Origin of the sequence: Enterococcus sp. LJL51 (genome assembly GCF_049894025.1) — a bacterium.
Lineage (GTDB): Bacteria > Bacillota > Bacilli > Lactobacillales > Enterococcaceae > Enterococcus_L.
Window position 1 is genome coordinate 52549 of the sequence record NZ_JBNEQE010000001.1, and the last position, 20981, is coordinate 73529.

The 20981-nt window shown below is 39.5% G+C and carries 17 protein-coding genes and 1 riboswitch; all 17 genes read right to left on the minus strand.

Annotated features, from left to right (window positions below; genetic code table 11):
- Positions 1–7: 7 nt before the first annotated feature.
- The 17 genes from ACPWSO_RS00235 to ACPWSO_RS00315 all read right to left on the minus strand — a co-directional run bounded on the left by ACPWSO_RS00235 (position 8) and on the right by ACPWSO_RS00315 (position 20736).
- Entirely contained in the window at positions 8–1207 is a 1200-nt protein-coding gene (locus ACPWSO_RS00235) for a pyridoxal phosphate-dependent aminotransferase (RefSeq protein WP_426080747.1), read from the minus strand.
- 63 nt (positions 1208–1270) lie between these two features.
- Positions 1271–1771 (minus strand): DUF5590 domain-containing protein, encoded by a 501-nt coding sequence (locus tag ACPWSO_RS00240; RefSeq protein WP_426080748.1) that lies wholly within the window; start codon positions 1769–1771, stop codon positions 1271–1273.
- A 78-nt stretch (positions 1772–1849) separates the two neighbouring features.
- Positions 1850–4624: a helicase C-terminal domain-containing protein gene (locus tag ACPWSO_RS00245; RefSeq protein ID WP_426080749.1), complete on the minus strand. Its 2775-nt coding sequence runs from the start codon at positions 4622–4624 to the stop codon at positions 1850–1852.
- A gap of 536 nt (positions 4625–5160) precedes the next feature.
- The gene (locus ACPWSO_RS00250; protein WP_426080751.1) at positions 5161–6789 is read right to left on the minus strand and encodes a hypothetical protein; all 1629 of its coding nucleotides are present in this window, start codon (positions 6787–6789) and stop codon (positions 5161–5163) included.
- 165 nt (positions 6790–6954) lie between these two features.
- A complete protein-coding gene (locus ACPWSO_RS00255; RefSeq protein ID WP_426080752.1) occupies positions 6955–8943 on the minus strand; it encodes a hypothetical protein in 1989 nt (662 codons plus the stop codon).
- A 466-nt stretch (positions 8944–9409) separates the two neighbouring features.
- Positions 9410–10849: an APC family permease gene (locus ACPWSO_RS00260; RefSeq protein ID WP_426080753.1), complete on the minus strand. Its 1440-nt coding sequence runs from the start codon at positions 10847–10849 to the stop codon at positions 9410–9412.
- 785 nt (positions 10850–11634) lie between these two features.
- Entirely contained in the window at positions 11635–12060 is a 426-nt protein-coding gene (locus ACPWSO_RS00265; RefSeq protein WP_426080754.1) for a GFA family protein, read from the minus strand.
- Complete coding sequence (gene thiE / locus ACPWSO_RS00270; RefSeq protein ID WP_426080755.1) at positions 12057–12704, minus strand: thiamine phosphate synthase; 648 nt, start codon at positions 12702–12704, stop codon at positions 12057–12059. Before thiE ends, ACPWSO_RS00265 begins: the two co-directional genes overlap by 4 nt.
- The gene (thiD, locus tag ACPWSO_RS00275) at positions 12688–13512 is read right to left on the minus strand and encodes a bifunctional hydroxymethylpyrimidine kinase/phosphomethylpyrimidine kinase (RefSeq protein WP_426080756.1); all 825 of its coding nucleotides are present in this window, start codon (positions 13510–13512) and stop codon (positions 12688–12690) included. Before thiD ends, thiE begins: the two co-directional genes overlap by 17 nt.
- The gene (gene thiM, locus ACPWSO_RS00280) at positions 13512–14315 is read right to left on the minus strand and encodes a hydroxyethylthiazole kinase (protein WP_426080757.1); all 804 of its coding nucleotides are present in this window, start codon (positions 14313–14315) and stop codon (positions 13512–13514) included. Before thiM ends, thiD begins: the two co-directional genes overlap by 1 nt.
- A complete protein-coding gene (gene tenA / locus ACPWSO_RS00285) occupies positions 14297–14980 on the minus strand; it encodes a thiaminase II (RefSeq protein WP_426080758.1) in 684 nt (227 codons plus the stop codon). The genes thiM and tenA overlap by 19 nt, the downstream gene beginning before the upstream one ends.
- Positions 14981–15078: 98 nt before the next feature.
- Positions 15079–15178: riboswitch (TPP riboswitch) on the minus strand.
- A gap of 69 nt (positions 15179–15247) precedes the next feature.
- A complete protein-coding gene (locus ACPWSO_RS00290) occupies positions 15248–16288 on the minus strand; it encodes a lysylphosphatidylglycerol synthase transmembrane domain-containing protein (protein WP_426080759.1) in 1041 nt (346 codons plus the stop codon).
- 11 nt (positions 16289–16299) lie between these two features.
- Positions 16300–16578 (minus strand): DUF1294 domain-containing protein, encoded by a 279-nt coding sequence (locus ACPWSO_RS00295; protein ID WP_426080760.1) that lies wholly within the window; start codon positions 16576–16578, stop codon positions 16300–16302.
- Positions 16579–16679: 101 nt separating this feature from the next.
- Positions 16680–17585 (minus strand): diacylglycerol/lipid kinase family protein, encoded by a 906-nt coding sequence (locus ACPWSO_RS00300; RefSeq protein ID WP_426080761.1) that lies wholly within the window; start codon positions 17583–17585, stop codon positions 16680–16682.
- Positions 17586–17669: 84 nt separating this feature from the next.
- Positions 17670–18899 (minus strand): peptidase T, encoded by a 1230-nt coding sequence (gene pepT, locus ACPWSO_RS00305; protein ID WP_426080762.1) that lies wholly within the window; start codon positions 18897–18899, stop codon positions 17670–17672.
- Between the two features lie 12 nt (positions 18900–18911).
- A complete protein-coding gene (locus ACPWSO_RS00310) occupies positions 18912–20036 on the minus strand; it encodes a Nif3-like dinuclear metal center hexameric protein (protein WP_426080763.1) in 1125 nt (374 codons plus the stop codon).
- Position 20037: 1 nt separating this feature from the next.
- On the minus strand, positions 20038–20736 hold the full coding sequence (locus ACPWSO_RS00315) for a tRNA (adenine(22)-N(1))-methyltransferase (protein WP_426080765.1): 699 nt from the start codon (positions 20734–20736) through the stop codon (positions 20038–20040).
- Positions 20737–20981 lie beyond the last annotated feature (245 nt).

Here is a 20981-nt window from a genome sequence, read left to right on the forward strand (position 1 = left end):
AATCCTCTTAGTTGTTGTTCAATTGAATCTTTTTCTCTATAAATGCAGCAATTCTTTCAACTGCCTGCTCTAATGTAGCAAGGTCAGCTGCGTAGCTAATCCGAATATAATCCGGCGCGCCAAAGCCTTCACCAGTAACCAGTGCGACATAAGCCTCTTCAAGAAGGTCATCCACCCATGTCGTTGCATCTTCATATCCGCAAAGAGTCAAGGTTTCTTTAATATTAGGAAACAAGTAAAATGCTCCTTGAGGCTTTGTCAGCTTGAAGCCTGGTAACGCAGCAACCTTAGGAAAAATCGTGTTTAGTCTTTCTTCGAATGCCTGTCTCATTTCTTCTACAGTATCCTGTTCTCCCTGAAGAGCTTCAAGCGCTGCATACTGGCTCACTGCAGTCGGATTACTAGTAGAATGTGACGCAATCTTATTCATTCCTACAATCAGCTCTTCCTCCGCCAAGGTATAGCCGATACGCCAGCCTGTCATTGCATAGGATTTAGAAACACCATTAACAATAATTGTTTGTTTTCTAATTTCTTCTGATATCGTTGCTAGAGGCGTAAAGCTATTCCCGTTATACACCAGCTGACCATATATATCATCCGCTATGATGAGAATATCATTTGCCACTGCCCAGTTGCCGATGGCTAAAAGCTCCTCTTTCGTGTAAATCATCCCCGTTGGATTTGATGGGGAATTGAGAATCATTGCTCTTGTTTTCTCAGTCTTCACTTCTTCAAGCTGATCTACTGTTACTTTAAAATCATTCTCCTGCTTACAGGTAATAAATACGGGCTGACCTTCAGCAAGCTTCACTTGTTCTCCATAACTTACCCAGTAAGGAACTGGAATCAATACTTCATCTCCTAAATCAAGCATTGCCTGAAATAAAAGGTAAAGAGAAAACTTGGCTCCATCTGTGATAATGACGTTTTTAGTTTCATAAGCTAAACCGTAATTACGCTGAACAGCATCAACAACTGCCTGTCTCAGCTCTGGAATACCAGCTGAAGGTGTATAATAACTGGCTTTACCATTGGAAATCGCGGCGATTGCTGCTTCCTGTATATTTTTTGGCGTTGTAAAATCGGGCTCGCCTACCGTCAGATTTAAAACATCGTTTCCCTCTGCCTTCAGTTTCTTGGCCTTTGCTGAAGCAGCCAGTGTTACTGAAGGTGATAACTGCTGCACACGTTGTGATAGCTTCATACCCTTCACTCCTCATTTTTTCATTTATCTCAGCAGCTCATAGCCGCAGATTCAAATTATTCCTCAGATTCCTAAGATCGTATTGATTTCCTCGCCGGTTTCAAAAGCCAGGAGATAGTAATTAAATGATCCGTTCTCTGTCTTAGTCACAACTTCCCATGCTGCTTTCCCTTCATATATGCCTAAATTGGCCTTTTGAATATCATTTTGCTGATAATGCTCCTTCACTGCCTGCTTAGCTTGGGCTTCATTCAAGCCCTCCTCTTGAGCAAAGGTTGTTATACTTCCGCCTTTTTCTGGAATAATCACAATCATTTCTTTTCCGGAGCTGTCTTTTCCTATGACTGTAAAGTATGTTTCTTTGCGGTTAAACCAGTAGAAATTCTCTACGTCTTCCAGCTGAGCATGTGTTTTCGCAATATCCACAGCCTCCCGCTTTGCCTGAGACATCGAATGCGTCGAGCGGACATAAAATATACTCAGCATAACGATTACTGTCAGCAAAATACCTACAATTCCCAACAGTATGACAACTTTTTTCTGTTCTTTATCTTCAGATGCCACGATCACGCTCGTCCTTTCAAAACTTACTGTTTTTCATTATAGCAGAAATTGAAATCATTTTGAGGGATGACAATAAATTTATTCCTTTTCTTTAAAAAATAAATGAATCCCTGCCAACGTCTCTTCCATAGAAACATTTTCTACCGGAAGCTGTTTGGGCAACGCTTTTAAAATCCGTTTACCGTACTTTGTATTGACCAAGCGCCGATCAAGAACCAGTAAAATACCGGTATCTTTTTCTGAACGGATAAGCCGGCCCAGCGCCTGTCTAAGGCGCATGGACGCTTTGGGAAGTGCTTCTTCTGTAAATGGATTGACGCCCTGCGACTCAAGATAATTATACTCTGCTTTAACAAATGCACGTTTGGGATTATCAAATGGCAGTCTGGTCACAATCAAAAGCTGCAGAGAATCCCCTGGAAGGTCGACGCCTTCCCAAAAGCTGTCAGCTCCCAATAAAATACTGTTTTTACTATGATAGAAACGCTTCAGCAGCTTTTCTCTAGTTCCGCTAATGCCCTGCGCCAGCACTTCACGACCTTCGTTTAGCAACGGCATATGCAGACGGGAGTATGTATGCCTTAAAACCTCATGAGAAGTAAACAAGACTAACATTGGTCTATCTTCCTGGGCTGCTAGTTTTTTTACTGTGCTGCTAATGTATTCAGCCAAATCCTCACTGGATGTCTGTTGAATATCAAGAGGCGCTTTCGGGACGAACAAGCGGGCAGAATGCTCATAATCATAAGGATTTGGCAGAACCTTGACTGTATAGTCTTCTAAACCAAGCTTTTCTGGAATATAACTGCGGTTCCGACCAAAAACCAGCGTACCGCCAGTATATAAAATATGCTCATAATTTGGATACCAGCCGGCTTTTTTCGAAATTCCTGCGCTTAAATCATTCACTGCCATCGTAATTGAGCCGTTCTTATCCAATCGATACTCCTTCAACCAATGGGGTGACCAGTCATTTACAAAGATACCAAAGCAATCTGTTATTTCTGTTACTTCTGAAAATAGCTGAAACAAACTGGATAAAATCATTCGTTCAGAAACGGCGAAGCGCTCCAATTGTCCTTCAATTGCTGTTTGAATCTTTTTCTGAATAGCTGTTAAATCCTTTAAACAAATTTCAATTTTGCGGATTAGTTTTTCTCCTTCTAGAGAAAGCTGATCAAACAGCTGCTTTTGAACAGCAATTTCCTGATAGCTATTTTTCTTTTCTATCTGAAGAAGCTGTGCCATTTCAAAAAAGAAATCTTGAAAATCCTCTACTAAATTCTTTAGTGTCTGTTGATAGATGTGCAGGTACCTTTTCTCATCCGGCAGCTTTTCCAAGGTTAAAGCCGTTTGCTCAAACAGCTGCCCTTCTTCTCCAGCCTGAATAATATGTTTTTTAAATGGATAAAACGAAATTTTTTGAAGGGCTACCCGCTTAATAATATCAGGCAGGTGATGGGCTTCATCGATAATCAAACAAGCGCTTTTGGGCAGCAGCGGTTTTGCTCGAAAAGACTCCTGCATCAGAAAGGCATGATTTACGATTAGTACATTGCTGTGCTTCGCCTTCTCATAAAGAAACCGAACAAAGTCTTCTTTGTACAGCTGCTCATCCTTCTTTAGTAATTCTATTCCTCGGTGGATTACATCCCGCCAAAAAATATGATTAAAGTTGATTAGCTGCAGTTCGTCTAAATCACCGGTTTCCGTTTCCAGCAGCCAGACCAATACACGCATTTGATAAATAGCGTATTGCTTTTGCTCAATCGGATTTTTCAGTGTTTCCCGAAATCTCTGCAAATCAATATAATGCCGATGACTTTTCAGTACAGTCGCTTGAAGCTTTCTCTCACAAAAACGATTTGTAAAATCGATGTCTTTTTCCAGCAGCTGATTTTGCAGCATAATGGATACTGTACTGATAATTACAGGATTTTCCGGCGTTGCAAAGTAGCTGACTGGAAATAAGTAGCCAAAGGTTTTCCCTACACCTGTAGCAGCTTCTATAAACAGATTTTTTTCCGCTCCAGCTGTAAAATGCTTGTACACATCATTCATCATTCTGCTTTGCTCTTTACGATAGACTAATTGATTTCCAAACAGCTTTTCCTTTTGCTTCTTAGCTGCTGGATAGCTATCTGTTTCGTAAACCGGTGATTCAAAGTAAACTGCTTTTTTTCTTTTTAACACTAGTCCGGCTACAGCTTGCCATTCTTCTCTCAACTGTTTAGGGGCTTCTTTCTGTTCATCGTAAAGGCGTTGGATATAGCTTCCGGTCTCCATGCCAAGCTGCTGACTTAAATCCAGTATACTTTGCAGGGTCAATAAAGGCAGTTCTTTTATTTTTTTCTCTATCAGTAGAAAAAGCTCTGCTGTAACCTGTGCATCACTATCTGCTTGATGGGGATTTTCATGAACTAACCCAAACTGCTCAGACAAATCACTTAAGCGGAAGCTTTTTTCAGTAGGAAAAAAGATTTGGGACAATTCTACTGTATCTACTCCTGGAATTGTCAGCTTTGGCGCCCCGCAGCGCTGCAGCTCTCTATTTAAAAATGAATAGTCAAAATAAATATTGTGTGCCACAAAAACTGTATCCGCAAGTAAATGGTGAATGGTTAAGGCTATATCTTCAAAATAAGGTGCTGACCGCACCTGTTTATTGGTTATACCAGTCAAATGCTGGATTTGCTGCGAAATACGGTGTCCTGGATTGACATCCGTAGAAAAACGAGAAACAATCTTTCCGTCATCTATCAGCACACAGCCAAACTGAATAATTCGGTCAACTGTCGGATCGGTACCAGTTGTTTCAATATCAACAACTGCATACATTGGATTTTTACCCATAGTTTCCCACCTTTCTGCCGTCTTGAAAATTATACTATAAAACTTCATTTTTTCACTATCATTTACAGGAATTATTTCATTTTTAAGCAATAATCGAAAAGCACTGATTTTACTTATATAATAACCGAAGAAAAACAACAGCTGATGATGACCTTAACCCAGCCATTCTAAACAGCTTCCGAAATAAAATCACTTTCAAAATTAGAGAGCTTAGCTTTTCATACCCTGCTGATTTGTACATCTTTTATTTTTAATAACAGAAAAGAAGAGTTTGAGACATAAGTAAATGTCTGAACTCTTCTTTCTCTAAAATCCGAATAAACGGCGTTCCAGTCTTTGTATGCTTCGAGGATCGCAACAGAGTGAGAACCGTAGACAAGCTTGTAGGAACCTAATGCTTTGTCTCGAGAATCGCTAGACTCGTAGAGACAGCAAGCTCACTACACTTCGTTCCGATAGCATCAACCTCTAAGTGCTAAAAGCGCTAAGAGTTGAAGTTCTCGGAAATAAACACTTTTATCTCGACCTCTTCTAGGTTATTTATATACGTCCTTTGGTATTTCACTAAGCTTCTGCATATATTGATCCATCAATACATACCCTTCCAAGCGTCTTAATCGATCCGCAGAACAACGAACCTTTCTACTGAAAAATGACCGCTTATTGGCAATTCGCTTCATTTCCTTCAAAAATCCATCCAAATTCTCAACCAGATTGGCACTGCTCAACCGATTACAGATTAATACATCTTCTTTCCGCTGCTTCAATACCTGTCCCCATGAATAATTGAGATATTCGGCTTGATCAATCTGTCTTTGAAGATCAACCTGATCGACTTTAACATTTTTCTCTTTGGTCCGTTTCTTGCCAATATTCATCCGTTTGCTCATAAAGCGCAAGTAGATATCATCTTCCAAACTCTCCATCTCGCTCTTTGAAAAACTCGGAATCTTTTTAGGTGCCTGAACCACCGGATTTTCCTTTAATAACCGAGAAAAACGAGGCCAGTTACCTGGTGTCCGCTTTCTCGTTTTATTTTTTTTCAATACAACTTTTTCCAGCAGTTGTTTTTTAGCTGCTTCAGGAGAAAGCTTAGGCTCCGCTGCCTCCAAAACTGTTTCTACAGGGCTTACTGTTGCTTCGACTGAAACCGTCTGGTCAACAGGCGTCTGATTTTCTCTGTTCTTACGGCTTAGCTTCTCAGCAGAACCTTCTAAGGTCTTTGCAGAAATATCATTTTCAGGTTCATTTTCTGGGTAAGTTGTAGCCTCTTCGGCTGACTGGGTATTTTCTAACTGCACTTCCTTTGTCGGTTCTGCCTTGGACTTTTTTACAGCTTCTGCGGCTTCCTCCTGTTCAGTAGGTTCAACAGTTACTTTTTGGATTTTGATTGCTGTATCTTTTTCCTCAGAATATTCACCTTCTACTATTGGTGCTTCCTCCGCTTTCAGCTCAATCTTACTCTCCGGCTTTTTCTGTACAACAGGCTCATTGTCAACAATCGGCTGTGCCCGTTTCAAATGAATTGTGTGCACACTTCTAGAGATTACAGGCTGCGATTTTGCTTCCAGTCTTGCTTGTCCAATAGTATCAGTCAAGTCGCTAATCATTTTTCTAAGACGGAACATTTCATTTGATGCTTCCATCATTTGTTTCATCACACTAGTCAGTTCAGCAGAATCCGCCATCTCGTATCCTTTATGAACAAGTGGTGCTTCCGATTTTTCAACGACTACCTCTGTCAGCCAGTCTTTCAACTCTGCTCTTGCATCTCTTGTTAACGGTTCAAAGCTCCCCATTAACAAAGTATAGTACATCATCTCAGTCTCTACATACATGTAGATTTTCTTTACTACTAGTTTGTTGAATCCTTCTGCCCCATCCCAGCTGTCGCAGATTGCATCAAAATATGCTTCTCCTTCAGCAAGGTTTTGATAATCTTTTGCAAGATTCAATTCACGGATTAAATAGAAATTATACGGGGTTTCGACATTGTCCGCATAGACTTCTCTGCCTAAAAATTCAGGGTCAACATTTTTACAAAGAAATACAGATTTTTTTTCTTGTTCTGACTTTCTGTTCCGCTTGCTAATCGTTCTCACTTCCTCAACTATTTTACCTTGTATATAAATCCGATTGAACCATTTACGTGATTTATATATCATCTAAAAAAAGAAAATACACTTTCCTTTTAATTATACCGTTTTAAAATGAAAATTGCTCTCAATTTTTTCGCTAAATCCAATTATTTATGAGCGAACATCCTTGATTTTACCATTTTATAGCCATTTCAGCAAAATCTTTCTGTTTTGTTCATTTATTAGGACAAGCTAATCCCCAAGTTCATCGGTCTCAAGACTCTCATAAAGCTTCTGTCGTTCGGATTCCCCAAGCTGGTGCATTCCTTCCCCATAGACTCGATCAATTCGCCCGTAAAGGTCATAAGAAATAATCGCCTTTTCTAATCCATCTACATCCATATACAATGTATAAATTTTTCCATTAGCGTTCTTGGCTTGTTTTACTGTCCAGTCTTCAAAATCCTCATTCGCCAAAAAACTCAAATTTTCTTTCAACAATTGATGAACTTCATTGGTGGTATACTCTGAATAAAGCAATAAATTTTTTTCTCTATCTGTTGACTGAAGATAAAAATGCCAGAAAAACTTATGAGAAGTTTCAGGCGTTACTTGAATATCCTGCCAGATATGTTTGGACGCTTCATCACTTAATTCTGTCCAGCCTTTCCCATAAATTTCAATGATTTCCCCTTGATTGTTCATCTGTAAAAAGGCAAATGGTTCCTCCTTTAAAGATGTTCTAAGGGCACAAATATGTCCGTATCCCTCAATCGTATCTACTGATGTGTAGATTGGATAAGAATCAAAGGGAATTTTTCCTAATAATTCAAGACTAGTATATAACACCCTATCTTTTTGCTCTTTAGCAACATACCTTTCAACAAATTGCTCCCTTTCTTCTTCATTTCCTTTAATTATATAAAATAAAAAAGTAAACTCATTTCCTATACTACTTTGATAGTTTTTCTTAAAAAGATTACTATCCATATCTGCTCTTTGGCTGGTTGTTTCTAACAAAGTAAGTTTTTTTCTTTGTGGCGGCTGACTAGTGGCAACTCTAGCCAAACCAGATAATCCAATTAAAATAAGCAAAATAATCCAGATAGATTTCTTTGATCTTCGTTCCTGAGGAATATTAACTACAGGTTTAGAGCTTTCAGGTATTTGACGAATCATGCTGGGTGCCAATTGTTCAAGCTTCTTCCAGCGTAACCGAACTTCATGAAAATTTTTGATATCAGCATATACTTGAGCAGTTAACAGTAAAAAGACTGAATAAGGCAAGGTAACATCTTCCCTGTTATAAGACAATATCCTTAATGCTTTTGAGTCATGCTCTGTTTGCCACTGAACATAATCGCTTAAAAAAGCTGCTGTTCTATCACTAGTTAAGTTTTGGATTAGATTAAACAATGGCGTTAATTTTCTATTTGACTGTTCCTGTTGTATTTTTTTATCTCTCACTAAAGTGTACGCAATCTGTAAATGAATAATATCTAAATCTTCAGCAATTATCCCCTGACACTCCGTCAGCTTCTTCTTCCAGGTATTTCTTTCAGGTATTCCCTGAGCAAGCATCTGAAACAGCTCATATCTGGCAAAAAAATAAGGGATACGTTCCTCCAGCTCGATTTGTTTGTAAATCTCAAAAGAATAGTCTGGCGCTCTTTGGATTTCTTCCCATGTATAGCTAAAATAGTTCCTTGTTTTGACATCTTCCGCCTGCCTGTTAAAATCAAAAACTTTTCCAAAAAAAGAAAGAATTTGTTTTGACAGCAGCGGGTAGTTTTCGGATAAAAAACGCTGCATTATTCTTTGGATATGCTCATATTCAGTAATCGACCATGTCAGCTCATCAGTGAATAAAGTCATCCATTTTTCGATATCATTAAAAAAAGCCTTTTCACTATACAGATGGGATAATTTCTCCGCAAAAACTTGTGCAGCATCAATTTGACTTAACTCATCTGAAAATTTTACTCCTTCAAGGATACTTCCACCTTCATCAACCTTATTGTCCTCAGGTATAGAAGTGACTGGCTCCTTTTTTTCAGCCCCTGTACACGCAAGGTCAACTGTATCGGCTAAAATTAGCGCTTGGTCAAAGGCCTCTTTCAATTGCTGAAAAGCAGCTGGCTGCTGATCAATATTTATTTGTTTTAACTTAGCAGCGTATGCTTGTTTAATCTCCTTTTTATTCGAAATCGGTTCGATTCCTAATCGTTCCCAACAACTCATCGTTTCCCCTCACTTTCCCAGTTATTCATCTCATTTATTATCACAAAAATCTCTCGTCCTGACAATACTCTCCCTTGGTGCTGATTCTTGTGCCGTTCAATCGATGTACCTTTTTCTTCGATAGGAGATACACTTTTTTTGTAAAGAATTGATTTGCAATAACGTAAAAAGGGGCTGTGACATTGGTATGCCTCAGTCCCTTAAATCCGGATAAACGGTGTTTCAGAAGTAACTTCTTCGACAATAAGGCGGAAATTCGCATAAAATTGTAGAACAATTTTCGGAATTTCCGCCTTAGTGCTTGAAGCTGAACACTTCTGTCACAACCTCTTCTCATTTATAATCTAATTCTTCTTTAACACATTTACTTTACAACTGCTTATTTTCATTTGAATCGAACTAATCCGTTTGTAATACAGTGATGAATTCTAACGATACCATGAACTATCATCCATGTACCATCCAGTTAGTTCAACTCTTTATTCTTTCCTCGACGAGCAAGAGCCGGCAATATCATGCCTAACAATAATAGGATAATTGGTGTCAGAATATTAGACAGCAGCTGGAAGGTCCACCCTTGAGGATCGACATTGAAATCAACTTTTGGTACCATTCCTAAAATACAGGCAAACGCTGTGAATAGGAAACACCATAGTCCAAAAATGAAACCAAGCTTTGGATTTTTCATGAATTTATATTCGGAAGTATAGTTCTTGTAGGCTTTGTTCAGCATCATATAGGCAAAAAATACCCATAAATAACGCATTGGCATTACCACAGAATTTAGATTAGTCAGCCATTTAACCAACTCATTCATGTTCTTCAAGCCAAACATAGGCAGTGCAATAATGATACTAACAAGTACACCTGTTAATAAGTAGCCGTTAACCAATGTTCCTTTTTTAGTACGCTTGCGTAATGCTGCAGGTACATAGTCAGGATCCGCATCTGCTAAAAGAATTTTCAGCGGTGCATCAATAGAAAAGGCTAATGCGGCGATTTGTCCAGCACCATTAGTCAAGGCATAAATAATCATTAGCAGATTTCCCACGCCATAGTACTCTCCTAAAATCTGGAAGGCACTATATGCACCATTTGCCATTAAATCTTCTGGAATATTATTACTGGCAAACAGCATACCCATCGCAAATGAACCCAATACAGCAGAAGCTCCTACCATGGCAGCCAGGAAAATCATTCCCTTGGGAAATTCTTTGGCAGGGTTCTTAGTGGCATTTACATACGGAGAAATTTTTTCTGCTCCTCCAACGGCAAAGACCAGCATTGAAAGAGTCGTAAAATAGCTAAAATCGAACTTTGGTATATAAGTACTGACTTGTTCCATGTGTGGCGTAGCAAACTCTACAGAAGAGTTTATCATTGGTGCGCCAACTGCAAAAAGAATGAAAAGCATTGACATAACAAAGGTTGCTGTTCCTGCAATTCCTCCGATTACTTTTAATGTAGTCAAGCCCTTAGTAGACAACATCAGAAAGACTAGGAAAATAATCAGCGAAAGGAAGGAGACTGTTGAAATAGACATCGTATTTACAAGATTCCCATTTCCTTGAACCGCCCAACCTAATGCAATCAAGATTGCCTGCGGCTTTTGTGCAAGATAAGGAATATGTACAACCCAATATGTCCATGCGGCATAGTAAGCTAGACGTTTGGTGCTTGTATTTTGCACCCAGGAACTAACTCCGCCATTGCTGTCTTTGAATGTTGAGCCTAATTGCCCGACAATCAGCGCATAAGGAATAAAGTACAACACTAAAATCAAAATCCATGAGGTCACTACGGAAATGCCCTGCTGCGCATAATTGTTCACAACATTGCCGATTCCCCAGACCATATTGAAGGCAATCAGCCCAACACTGAACCACCTCAATTGCTTTTGTTCCATAAAAACACTTCCTCTTCTCAAATAAGTTAAAAAGACTAAAATTTCTGATAATTGCAAACAATTCATTCAGTAAATCCTTTAACAAACTGTTTTTCAATAGTCTTATCATACTCGTTTTCCTCTGAATCGCAATCATTCTATGAGCAAAATGTGAAAATTATTACCCATTCATCATGAAAAAAATTTTCTTCCTCTTTACAATTTAATTTTTCACTTTAAAATAAACAAAAAAAAGTGAAAAACCTTTTCAAATTCGATAGTTTTTCGCTAGATACTCTTCTCATTATTTTTTCTTTTTTCTCATTTTTAGGGTATTTCCTTTGAGGAGATGACAGAAGTGTTTTTGATTTGAGTTTAGAAGACTCACTGTATGTCTTCTAAACTCATTCTCATAGTAATGCATTGAAAAACCCCTAGATTAGATTTTCGAGTCTAATCTAAGGGACCATCTCAATTTCTATTATCAGTATCTTTCACCTTATTCCGAAAACTCCAACACTAGGCACTTTAACATCTCATCAGGTTTCTCCAGGCTTGTCTCCAGTTCTCCCTTTGTTCCAACCCTCGAAGTATGGAGAGTTTCAGAAACACCTTTATTTTATCTTTGGAACTGAAGAGGTTGTGACAGAAGTGTTCAGCTTCAAGCAATAAGGCGGAAATTCCGAAAATTGTTCTACAAATTTTTGCGAATTTCCGCCTTATTGTCGAAGAAGTTACTTCTGAAACACCGTTTATCCGGGTTTAAGGGACTGAGGCATACTAATGTCACAGCCCCATCTTGAAAACTATTCGCTTGTTTCTTCAACAAACTGCTGATAAATATCTGCCTGTGTCATTTTTTTCGTATCATTACTAAAACAGTAATAATCTGGTTTGTTATCATACATGATTTCCAAAACCAGCTTAGCCCCGTTTATATCCTTCAACAAATCTACAGGAATATAATAGCTGTCATCTGTCAGTCCATGATAAAAGAGCGACGAACCACAGTTTTTACAAAAACCTCTCTCCGCCCATTCTGAAGACTGATATCGCCCAATATTGTCCTCATTGTCAAACGTAATATTTTCTGAATTTCCAGCTTCAATCGACAGTAGCGGTCCCGATGTCCAGCGTCTGCACATCCCACAGTGACAGGCAGATACTTCTAAGCTTGCCTCTTTAATTGAGAATGTTGTCTTACCACATAAACATGATCCTTGATGTGTCATTTGTCTCCACTTCCTTTTTTTAATTTTTCAACGGTTTTCTGAATATTGTTAGATCGCGTCACTGCTGAAATAACCGCTGCTCCAGCGACCGTTGCTGCCTGTATTTCTTTAACGTTTTCTATAGTAATCCCGCCAATTGCCACGGCAGGTTTTGTCGAACGTTCAGCTAATATTCTTAGTTTTTCCACACCGATTGGCGGCTTTGCATCTGCTTTTGAAATCGTACCAAAAACAGGACCAATACCATAATAGCTAATATCCGTTAGCTTATTTCCGTCATCGATTTCCTGCTGATTATAACAAGATAGACCAACGATTTTATTAGGAAACATTGCCAGAACCTCTTGGATATTTTTATCCTCTTGTCCCACATGAACCCCATCTGCTAAGACATCTACAGCAAGAGCTACATCATCATTAATCAGAAAAGGAACGTTGTATTGCCGGCAGAGATTACGACAAATTAGCGCCATCTCTTTTCTTTGTTCATACTCAACAAGGCTTCCCTTCCCTTTTTCACGGTATTGAAAGCAAGTAATCCCAGCCTTCAGCGCTTTTTTTAATAACGTAGGCAATGAACCGGAAACAACATCCTGAGTTCCCGCAATTAGATAAACTTCAAGGAAATTACCAGCTGCCATCATGCTTTTCCACCTTTCGGTATGCCCAATGATTCGTTGGACCATTCCCTTTCCCTACATCAATACTATCTTCAATCGCTGCCTGAATAAATGCTTTTGCAGTAATAACTGCTTTCTTTACAGACTGCTTCTTCGCTAGCTCCGCCGTGATACACGCTGAAAATGTACAGCCGGTTCCATGGGTCTTTTTTGTATTAATCCGGGGAGCTGACAGCCATTTAATTTCTCCATTTTCCAAAAGCAGTAAATCCGAAGATTCTTTCCCCTCAATGTGATGACCACCTTTTACCACGACATTTTTGGCGCCCTGCTGTTGAATGATTTTCCCAGCATGAACCATTTCTGCCTTAGAGGTAATTGGAAATCCGCTGATTGTCTCTGCTTCCGGAATATTTGGCGTAATAATCTCTGCAAGCGGCAGAAGTTCTTCAATTAATGCTTTTACAGCAGTCTCTTTTAAAAGCGCATGACCGCTTTTAGCAATCATCACCGGATCAATCACCAATGGACCAAAGTCAGCCGTCTTTAAAAATTCTGCGGTCAGTTTGATAATGTCTGCAGTAAAAAGCATTCCCGTCTTGACTGCAGATATTACAAAATCTTCCTGAATAACTGCCAACTGTTCTTTTATAGCTGTCAACGGGATGTCGTAAACAGATTTTACACCCTGGGTATTTTGAATGGGCAATGCAGTCAGAACCGAGGTCCCAAAGACAAAACGCTCCTGAAATGTTTTCAAATCAGCTTGTAAACCTGCACCGCCGCCGCTGTCAAAGCCTGCAATAGTTAAGGACTGAATCGTTTTGTTCATTATGCTTTCCTCCTAACTCTTGCTGAACGACTAATCGTTTCTTCGTTCAATGCTGAAAGCTCATCCAGCAGTCCTGTTCTAAAGCTGCCGACTGCCAAGCCTGATAATTTATCAGAAGTTCGCTCTCCAGCAATGGCATAACCAGCATGAGCTGCCAATACGGCCTCCAACTGATCTTCTTTACTCACCGATAGGAAAGCACCGCATAAGCAGGACAATAGACACCCTGCTCCTGTCATTGTTGTAAAAAAAGGCGTTCCATTCTCAACAATATAAGTCATCTGTCCATCGGTGATAATATCTGTTTCACCGCTAACAGCAACCAGAGACGCATAGTTTTTTGCAGTCTGTTCTGCAGCAGCTACTATATCTGCTGAGCCAGAGCCTGCATCTACCCCCTTACTTTGCCAGCCCATTCCAGCTAAAGCAGCAATCTCACCAGCATTTCCGCGAATTAGTGTTGGCTGTACTTCAGCTAAAAGCAGCATGATTTGCTCTTTTCGAAAAGAAGTAGCCCCAACACCGACCGGATCAATTATTACCGGTTTCATCAATTGATTGGCTCGTTTTCCAACAATTTTCATTGCCGCTAACTGGCTGACTGAGAGAGTTCCTGTATTTAGAACAGTGGCATCTGCAATCTCTGCTACTTCCATCATTTCTTCACTGCTCGCCGACATAAAAGGAGAGGCCCCAACTGCCAGTAGGCCATTGGCAGAATCGTTAGCCACCACTATATTAGTTATATTATGAATCAGCGGATTTTTTTCTCGAATTTCTTCAATTAAATAATATGGATACATGGACTTTCCTCCCATCTTTCAAGAGTATAAGCCATTTCACAAAACTTCCATTCCTGATAACTACTGATTAAAAAGCCTTGTTTCATTGCCTCGCGCTCTTGCTTATTGACCTGAAGTGCGAGCCGCTCTGTTAGCTCTTTTTGATTATCAACTGCCTCCTTGTACCCCTCGCTATTGTAAGTGTCAATCCAGCGCTGGTATAAAGGATTGGAGGAACCACTTCCAGCCAGCTCCTCCCCAACCTCCTGATACAGCCAGTAACAAGGCAATAAAGCTGCCGCTGTCCGAGCGGTACTGCCAGTGGATAATTCACTATACATATGAGCAGTATAGTGATAGGCTGTGGGTGCAATCTGTGTGGTTCGAATTTCTTCTTCAGTAATTTCCAGTTCTCCAAAGAAATCCTCCCGTACAGCGATTTCTGCTTCCTCCAATCCTTTAACCCCCGATAAAAATAATGCTTGAATCGCTGGATCTGCAGTTAAATCAGCAGCAGCTTGATGGATACGGGCAAACTGTTCTAGGTAGTATCTATCCTGAATCAAATAGAAACGGAAAATTTCCGGAGCAAGCGTCCCGCTTTGAAGCTCCTTCAAAAACCTGTGCTGCTTACTTTTTCCCCAAATTACGTCTGCTTGTGTTCTTAGTTCTGTTGTAAATCCCATGCTGTTCCTCCCCATACTTTTTTGAGAAGAAGGCCGAAAAAACAGAAAAACCCTTCAGAATGTACGGAACCATTTTGAAGAGTCTAAAATATCGTATTCTATTCTTTAGACTACTTCCCTACGCGAGTATCAACTCACAGGTTCAAAGGGTCCGTTCGAATGAACATCTCAGTCACAATGACTCCCCTAGTATGTCTCTAAGTATAACACATAATTTTTATCCGAAACAAATCAATAGAAAAAGACTTCTTTTTTTTCTATAGAAAATTACTCTGAAGAGCTTGATTCATCCCTGACAGCTATGATTTCTTCTTTAATCTTCTTGCGCTTTTCCATAATGACATATACCATACCCAGTAAAAACGGTAGGACGAAGCTGCTGAAGCGGTACAGCAGTAGTGAAGAAACTGCATCTACAGTACCAACCAGCGGTTTAAACAATAGTAGATAAACAAATTCAAAGGAACCTATTCCCGCAGGCGTAGGGATTACCCCAGACAACACAATTGCAAAGCTTGTAAACGCCCACGTCTGGATAAAATCAATGAGCGGGTGTGCTTCTACCAGTGCTACATAGGGAATCACCAGCCAAATAAAAACTTTTGCTGCATTCCAAACAAATATGCGCAGAACTGCTGAGCGGTCCTTGACAATCGTCTGCATGGTGTCTCTTAATGAATAAATCTGAAGATTGCATTTATCCACCCAGTCTCTCAGCTTCTGCCGCTTAATATGCTTACTCGCCCAAACGGTCAAAACAACTTGAAGCTTAATACTAACCGATAAAACCATAATTACAAAAATAATCACAAAAGTAATAATCATTCCGATGACTATAAAAGGAATCATCTTTGGTGAATGGGTATAAAGATATGAAAATTGAAAAATAAGTCCTATTACTGCCCAGAATACAACAGCCAGCTTATACATAATCATATGAAGAGCAGTGACGCCCATCCCTTGAGAAACAGCTAACCCTTTTTTCCGGTAAAATAATACTTCTGAGACCAATGTCCCTGTCCCAAACGAAATAATCCTATAAAATGCTACATAACACGAAGCGAAAAAACCATCCTTCGAGGTAAACTTGGGCTGAAAATTCACTGCTATTTCGCGGATTGACCGTCCTTCTACCATTTGATATACAACTCCCAGGCCAACAACCAGCACGGCTACAAGCAGACTTGTTTCCAAAAGCTGAGCAATAATATCGCCTAATGAATTGTCTATCACATAAACAACGACGCCAATCATCAGCAACATTAAGAGAATGTTAAAAATGATTTTCAGCACAGTATTGTTTTTCATGATTTCTCCCCTTAAAAATACTTACTACTATAATAGATAGCTGCTATACATCCAATTGTTCCTAGACCAAATATCAGGTAAAATCTAAACTTTCTAGTTTTATGATGGAAAAGCTGTTGACTTAACAGTCCCGCCGGGCCGCCGCCTAAAAAACCAGCAGCCAGTATCCGGCTTTCCGATACACGCCATTCCCGTTTTTTTGCTTGTTGTTTATCATAATACATCATGAACAACACATAAAGATTAATTCCTGCCAGATAAATTCCTAACAGCTTAACTTCAATTGACACTACGGTCTGTCACCTCTTCTCTTCCCTGCCATTTTAAACCTTTGTTGTGATTAGAAAAAGTTTAGCTGCCTTTACTTACGTTGAATATAGCCCTAATCAACTCATTCTTCGCTTGGAGCAAAGATAGTTAGACCCTGTTTAACCATCGCAAGCTCTACAGGCAAATCATCACATGGATCGCCGTCGACCCTGGTTACTATTTTTTCTCCCTGCTTGTGATTTTTTATCTGAATATGACTTCCTGTCAGATAATCCATCTCAGGCAGTTCACTTATTTTTCCCAGTATGATTTTTGGCAGATAGCCAATCAGCTTAAATGTATTAATCTGCGGCAGAATGATTAAATGAAACAATCCGTCATCTGGTTTTGCAGCTGTATCAAAATTTCGGTAACCGCCAACAGAATTTGTCATAACAACAGCTAAAAGCTGCGTTTTCCCCCGCCATTCCTTCTCATCAATCGTTATTTCTAAATCATACCGTTTTTTCTTAGCTAATAGCCTGAAAAAGTTTTTTACAAAAATAAATTTGCCGTATTTCTGTTTCTCTTTTTGGGTAATCTGAACAGCGGTATCTGCTAGAATTCCAATTGTCATTGTGCTGACAATACTCTTACTACCGATTTTACCATAATCAACTTTTCGGGTATGACCAGCTAAAATAATATCAAAAGCATCAGAAAAATCGGTTGGAATATTTAGCGCCTGTGCCATGTTATTTACCGTTCCCCCGGGAAGAATCCCCAATGTTAAATCAGAAAGCCGTTCTCTAAAGGCAGCGACCATTTTATTGATTGTTCCATCGCCGCCAATGATTACTAAGGTATCAATCTGTTGCTTCTCTGCTTCTGCGACAACCTTTTGATCATCAATTTCCGGGCCAATTTCCTGAAGTGAACAAACTAAATCAGCCTGCTTTTTCTGAGCATAACGCTTAAACTGCTCAGCGATATCCTTCCCCTGATCCTGTCCAGAAGTACTATTGAATAAAATCATGATGTTCTTCATCGTTTATCCCTCCTCAGAAAAAATTGGACTGGAGCATTAATAGAGAATATCGCCCCAGTCCCAACTTATGGTTTTTACTTCAGCTTATTTTGCATTTAGCTCAGCGATTTTCACAATAACATCGGTCGCTTTTTCCATTGCCTGTAAAGAAACAAATTCAAATCGGCCATGCATATTTTCTCCGCCGGCAAAAATATTCGGTGTTGGTGTACCCAGATAAGAAATTTTTGAGCCATCCGTACCGCCTCGAATTGGCTCAATTAGCGGTTTGATTTCCAGCTCAATCATCGCTTGCTTAGCCAGTTCGATAATACTCATGTCTTTTTCAATGACTTCCTTCATGTTGTAGTATTGATCAAACATAGTAACTTCTACGCGTTCCTGATCAAAGGAAGCGTTCAGTCTACGTTGAATTTCAGTAATTTTCTTTTTACGGGCTTCAAATTTGTCTCGATCATGATCTCTAATGATATACGTCATTTTTGCTTCTTCCGGTACGCCATTCAAAAACAACAGATGATAGAAACCCTCAGCACCGTCTGTTTTTTCTGGAACTTCGTCAGCCGGCAGTTCATTATGAAAATCAATAGCTAGCTGCAGCGCATTAATCATTGTATCTTTAGCTGTACCAGGATGAACGTTTTTCCCATGAATAGTAATCTCAGCCTGAGCAGCATTAAACGTTTCAAACTGCAGCTCGCCTACAGGTCCGCCATCCATTGTATAGGCAAAATCTACGTTAAACTGGGCAACATCAAATTTGTCTGCACCAACGCCGATTTCCTCATCTGGACCAAAAGCAACTCTGATAGTCCCGTGTTTAATTGAAGGATTTTTAATTAGAATCTCCATTGCAGTCATGATTTCCGCAATTCCTGACTTATCATCCGCACCCAACAGAGTTGTTCCATCAGTTGTAATAAGGGTTTGACCTGTATAGTTTTTCAAGTTGGGAAAGTCTTTTGTATTTAAAGTATATTTTCCTGCTTCATCCAGCTTAATTGTAGATTCTCCATCATAGTTTTCAACAATCTGAGGATTTACATTTACCGCGTTGAAATCAGCCGTATCCATATGTGCAATAAAACCAATCGTTCGAACATCTTTATCGGTATTAGCTGGTAATGTTGCGATTACAAAGCCATTTTGGTCATTGTAAATCACATCTGTCATGCCCAGTTCTTCTAATTCCTTTTTCAATGTATGAGCAAACGCAATTTGCGTTTCAGTTGATGGGGTTGTGGTGCTTTCCGGATTAGATCTTGTTTCTGTTTTTACATAACGTAAAAAACGAGGTAATAGATTTTCGTACATAGTTCATTGCTCCTATCTTAATTTAAATGGGTTTGTATCTACTGTTGATTCTATGACAGCCACATCCCAATTATAGTCTTTTTTCCACTGATTGAATAGTTTGACCAACTTTGAAACACAAAGCACTTCAATATGATGGCCTGGATCGATAACTGTCAGGCCCTCTGCCTCCATGTCGTGAGCGGTATGGTAATAAACATCGCCGGTAATATAAACATCTGCGCCTTTTTTCAATGCATCTGGATAAAACTTCTCTCCACTGCCGCCGCAAATCGCTATACGGCGAATCAGCCGTTCTTCATCTGTATCAGTGCCAATCAGCCGTAATCCATCAAGATTAAAGCTTTCTTTAACTCTTTCAATAAATGATTTTAAAGGGATAGCTTCTGTTAGCTCACCAATTCGCCCCAAGCCAAAATCCTTCGTTCTATTATCAATTTTGAAAATATCAAAAGCTGGTTCCTCATATGGATGAGCTTGTCTCATAGCCTTCACGACTTCAGCTTCAATCGTCTCAGGAAAAATTACTTCTATTTTTGCTTCCTGAACGCTTTCTTCCACCCCCACTTCGCCAATTGCAGGGTGTGCTCCTTCTACTGGTGTAAAACGTCCGGTACCAATTAAGGAGTAGCTCGTATTTTGATAGTTCCCCTGAAGTCCTGCTCCCGCTTTCCCTAAAGCTAACCTCATTTCCGACGTTGCATCGACTGGAACAAAAACAGCAAGCTTTTTATAATGAACCGTATGGGTTTTGGTTAAATATGTTGTATTTTCAATTGATAATTTCTCACAAAACCAATCATTTAAACCATTCTCTATGATATCTAAATTTGTATGCGCCGCAAATACAGCAATATCATGCTTCAAAAGGTCTGCATACATTTTTGTTTGAGGCTGGTCCAGACTCAGACGCTTGGCTGGACGAAAAATAGGCGGATGCTTAGCTATGATTAAATCCACATTCTTTTCGATTGCTTCTGCGACGACCTCTGGCCGAACATCTAACGTCACCATAATCGTAGATAATTCTTTATTTAATGTTCCAATATGAAGCCCCACTGGATCGTCAGCTTCAGCTAACCACTGCGGGCAATATGCATCAAAATATTGGATAAACTCATTTCCATTAAGTGTCACTTTAAAGCACCTCCCGAATTTGCTTAATTTCCTGCTTTAGCTCAGCAATTTTTTCCTGCTGATCAGTCTTTGAATTTTCCAGCTGCTTCAGGACATATTCCCGCTGTTTAACTTCCCGAGACCATTTTTTCAGGAAGATTTCTCCTTTTTTCTGAAGTAAAACAGGTCCGAACAACAGCTCATCCTCTGTATAGTCATGAAATGAAGTTCCTTTCTCAGCAACAATGATTTCATATATTTTCTGGTTTTCTTCTAAAATATCTTCTGCAAGAATTGTGTAGTCATGCAGCATTAGCCAACTACGCAGCCCCTTTTCTCCCACATTAGGCTGCAGAATCAATCTTTCGTTTCCATTTATTCTATTCGCCTTTCGACCCTTTTCTAAGATATCCCTAATCAAGATACCTCCCATACCGCAAATAGAAACTGCAGTGATTTGATCTTCTTTTTCGACCGCATCTAATCCATCTGCCAATCGGACAACAATTTTTTCGGTCAGACCGCTTTTTCGAACTTGGCTTACAGCTGACTCGTAAGGGCCTTTGACTACTTCACCTGCCACAGCAAATTCCAACTTCCCCTGAAGCATTAACGCCACAGGTAAATAAGCATGATCAGAGCCTATATCCGCTAGACGACTACCGACAGGAATAAGCGCCCCTACACGCTCTAAACGTTTTGATAATTGATTTTCATTCATTGTTTGATTCCTCCACCAAACATTATAACAGAGGTCTGTTCAGAAGTGTAAATTTCACCTGTATAAATCCTCCAAAAAATCTCTATAGCAAACAAAAATCTTTTTTATTAAACGTAGCGGATGGCACTGTCTTAGTCATTTGTTCATTGACTGAATAAACAGATGGTGTCCACTATCCATCTAATAAAATCTTTTGTAACATCAATATAGAAAAACTATTTCCAAACCTCAACAAGAAAATCACT

Excerpts from the sequence above, each read along its gene's own strand:
- ACPWSO_RS00255 (WP_426080752.1), bottom strand. The coding sequence starts at position 8,943 with ATGAGTTGTTGGGAACGATTAGGAATCGAACCGATTTCGAATAAAAAG.
- tenA (WP_426080758.1), bottom strand. The coding sequence starts at position 14,980 with ATGGGATTTACAACAGAACTAAGAACACAAGCAGACGTAATTTGGGGA.
- ACPWSO_RS00290 (WP_426080759.1), bottom strand. The coding sequence starts at position 16,288 with ATGAAAAACAATACTGTGCTGAAAATCATTTTTAACATTCTCTTAATG.
- ACPWSO_RS00235 (WP_426080747.1), bottom strand. The coding sequence starts at position 1,207 with ATGAAGCTATCACAACGTGTGCAGCAGTTATCACCTTCAGTAACACTG.
- thiM (WP_426080757.1), bottom strand. The coding sequence starts at position 14,315 with ATGTATCCATATTATTTAATTGAAGAAATTCGAGAAAAAAATCCGCTG.
- ACPWSO_RS00300 (WP_426080761.1), bottom strand. The coding sequence starts at position 17,585 with ATGAAGAACATCATGATTTTATTCAATAGTACTTCTGGACAGGATCAG.
- pepT (WP_426080762.1), bottom strand. The coding sequence starts at position 18,899 with ATGTACGAAAATCTATTACCTCGTTTTTTACGTTATGTAAAAACAGAA.
- ACPWSO_RS00315 (WP_426080765.1), bottom strand. The coding sequence starts at position 20,736 with ATGAATGAAAATCAATTATCAAAACGTTTAGAGCGTGTAGGGGCGCTT.
- ACPWSO_RS00260 (WP_426080753.1), bottom strand. The coding sequence starts at position 10,849 with ATGGAACAAAAGCAATTGAGGTGGTTCAGTGTTGGGCTGATTGCCTTC.
- thiD (WP_426080756.1), bottom strand. The coding sequence starts at position 13,512 with ATGAACAAAACGATTCAGTCCTTAACTATTGCAGGCTTTGACAGCGGC.
- ACPWSO_RS00250 (WP_426080751.1), bottom strand. The coding sequence starts at position 6,789 with ATGATATATAAATCACGTAAATGGTTCAATCGGATTTATATACAAGGT.
- thiE (WP_426080755.1), bottom strand. The coding sequence starts at position 12,704 with ATGATGGCAGCTGGTAATTTCCTTGAAGTTTATCTAATTGCGGGAACT.
- ACPWSO_RS00265 (WP_426080754.1), bottom strand. The coding sequence starts at position 12,060 with ATGACACATCAAGGATCATGTTTATGTGGTAAGACAACATTCTCAATT.
- ACPWSO_RS00245 (WP_426080749.1), bottom strand. The coding sequence starts at position 4,624 with ATGGGTAAAAATCCAATGTATGCAGTTGTTGATATTGAAACAACTGGT.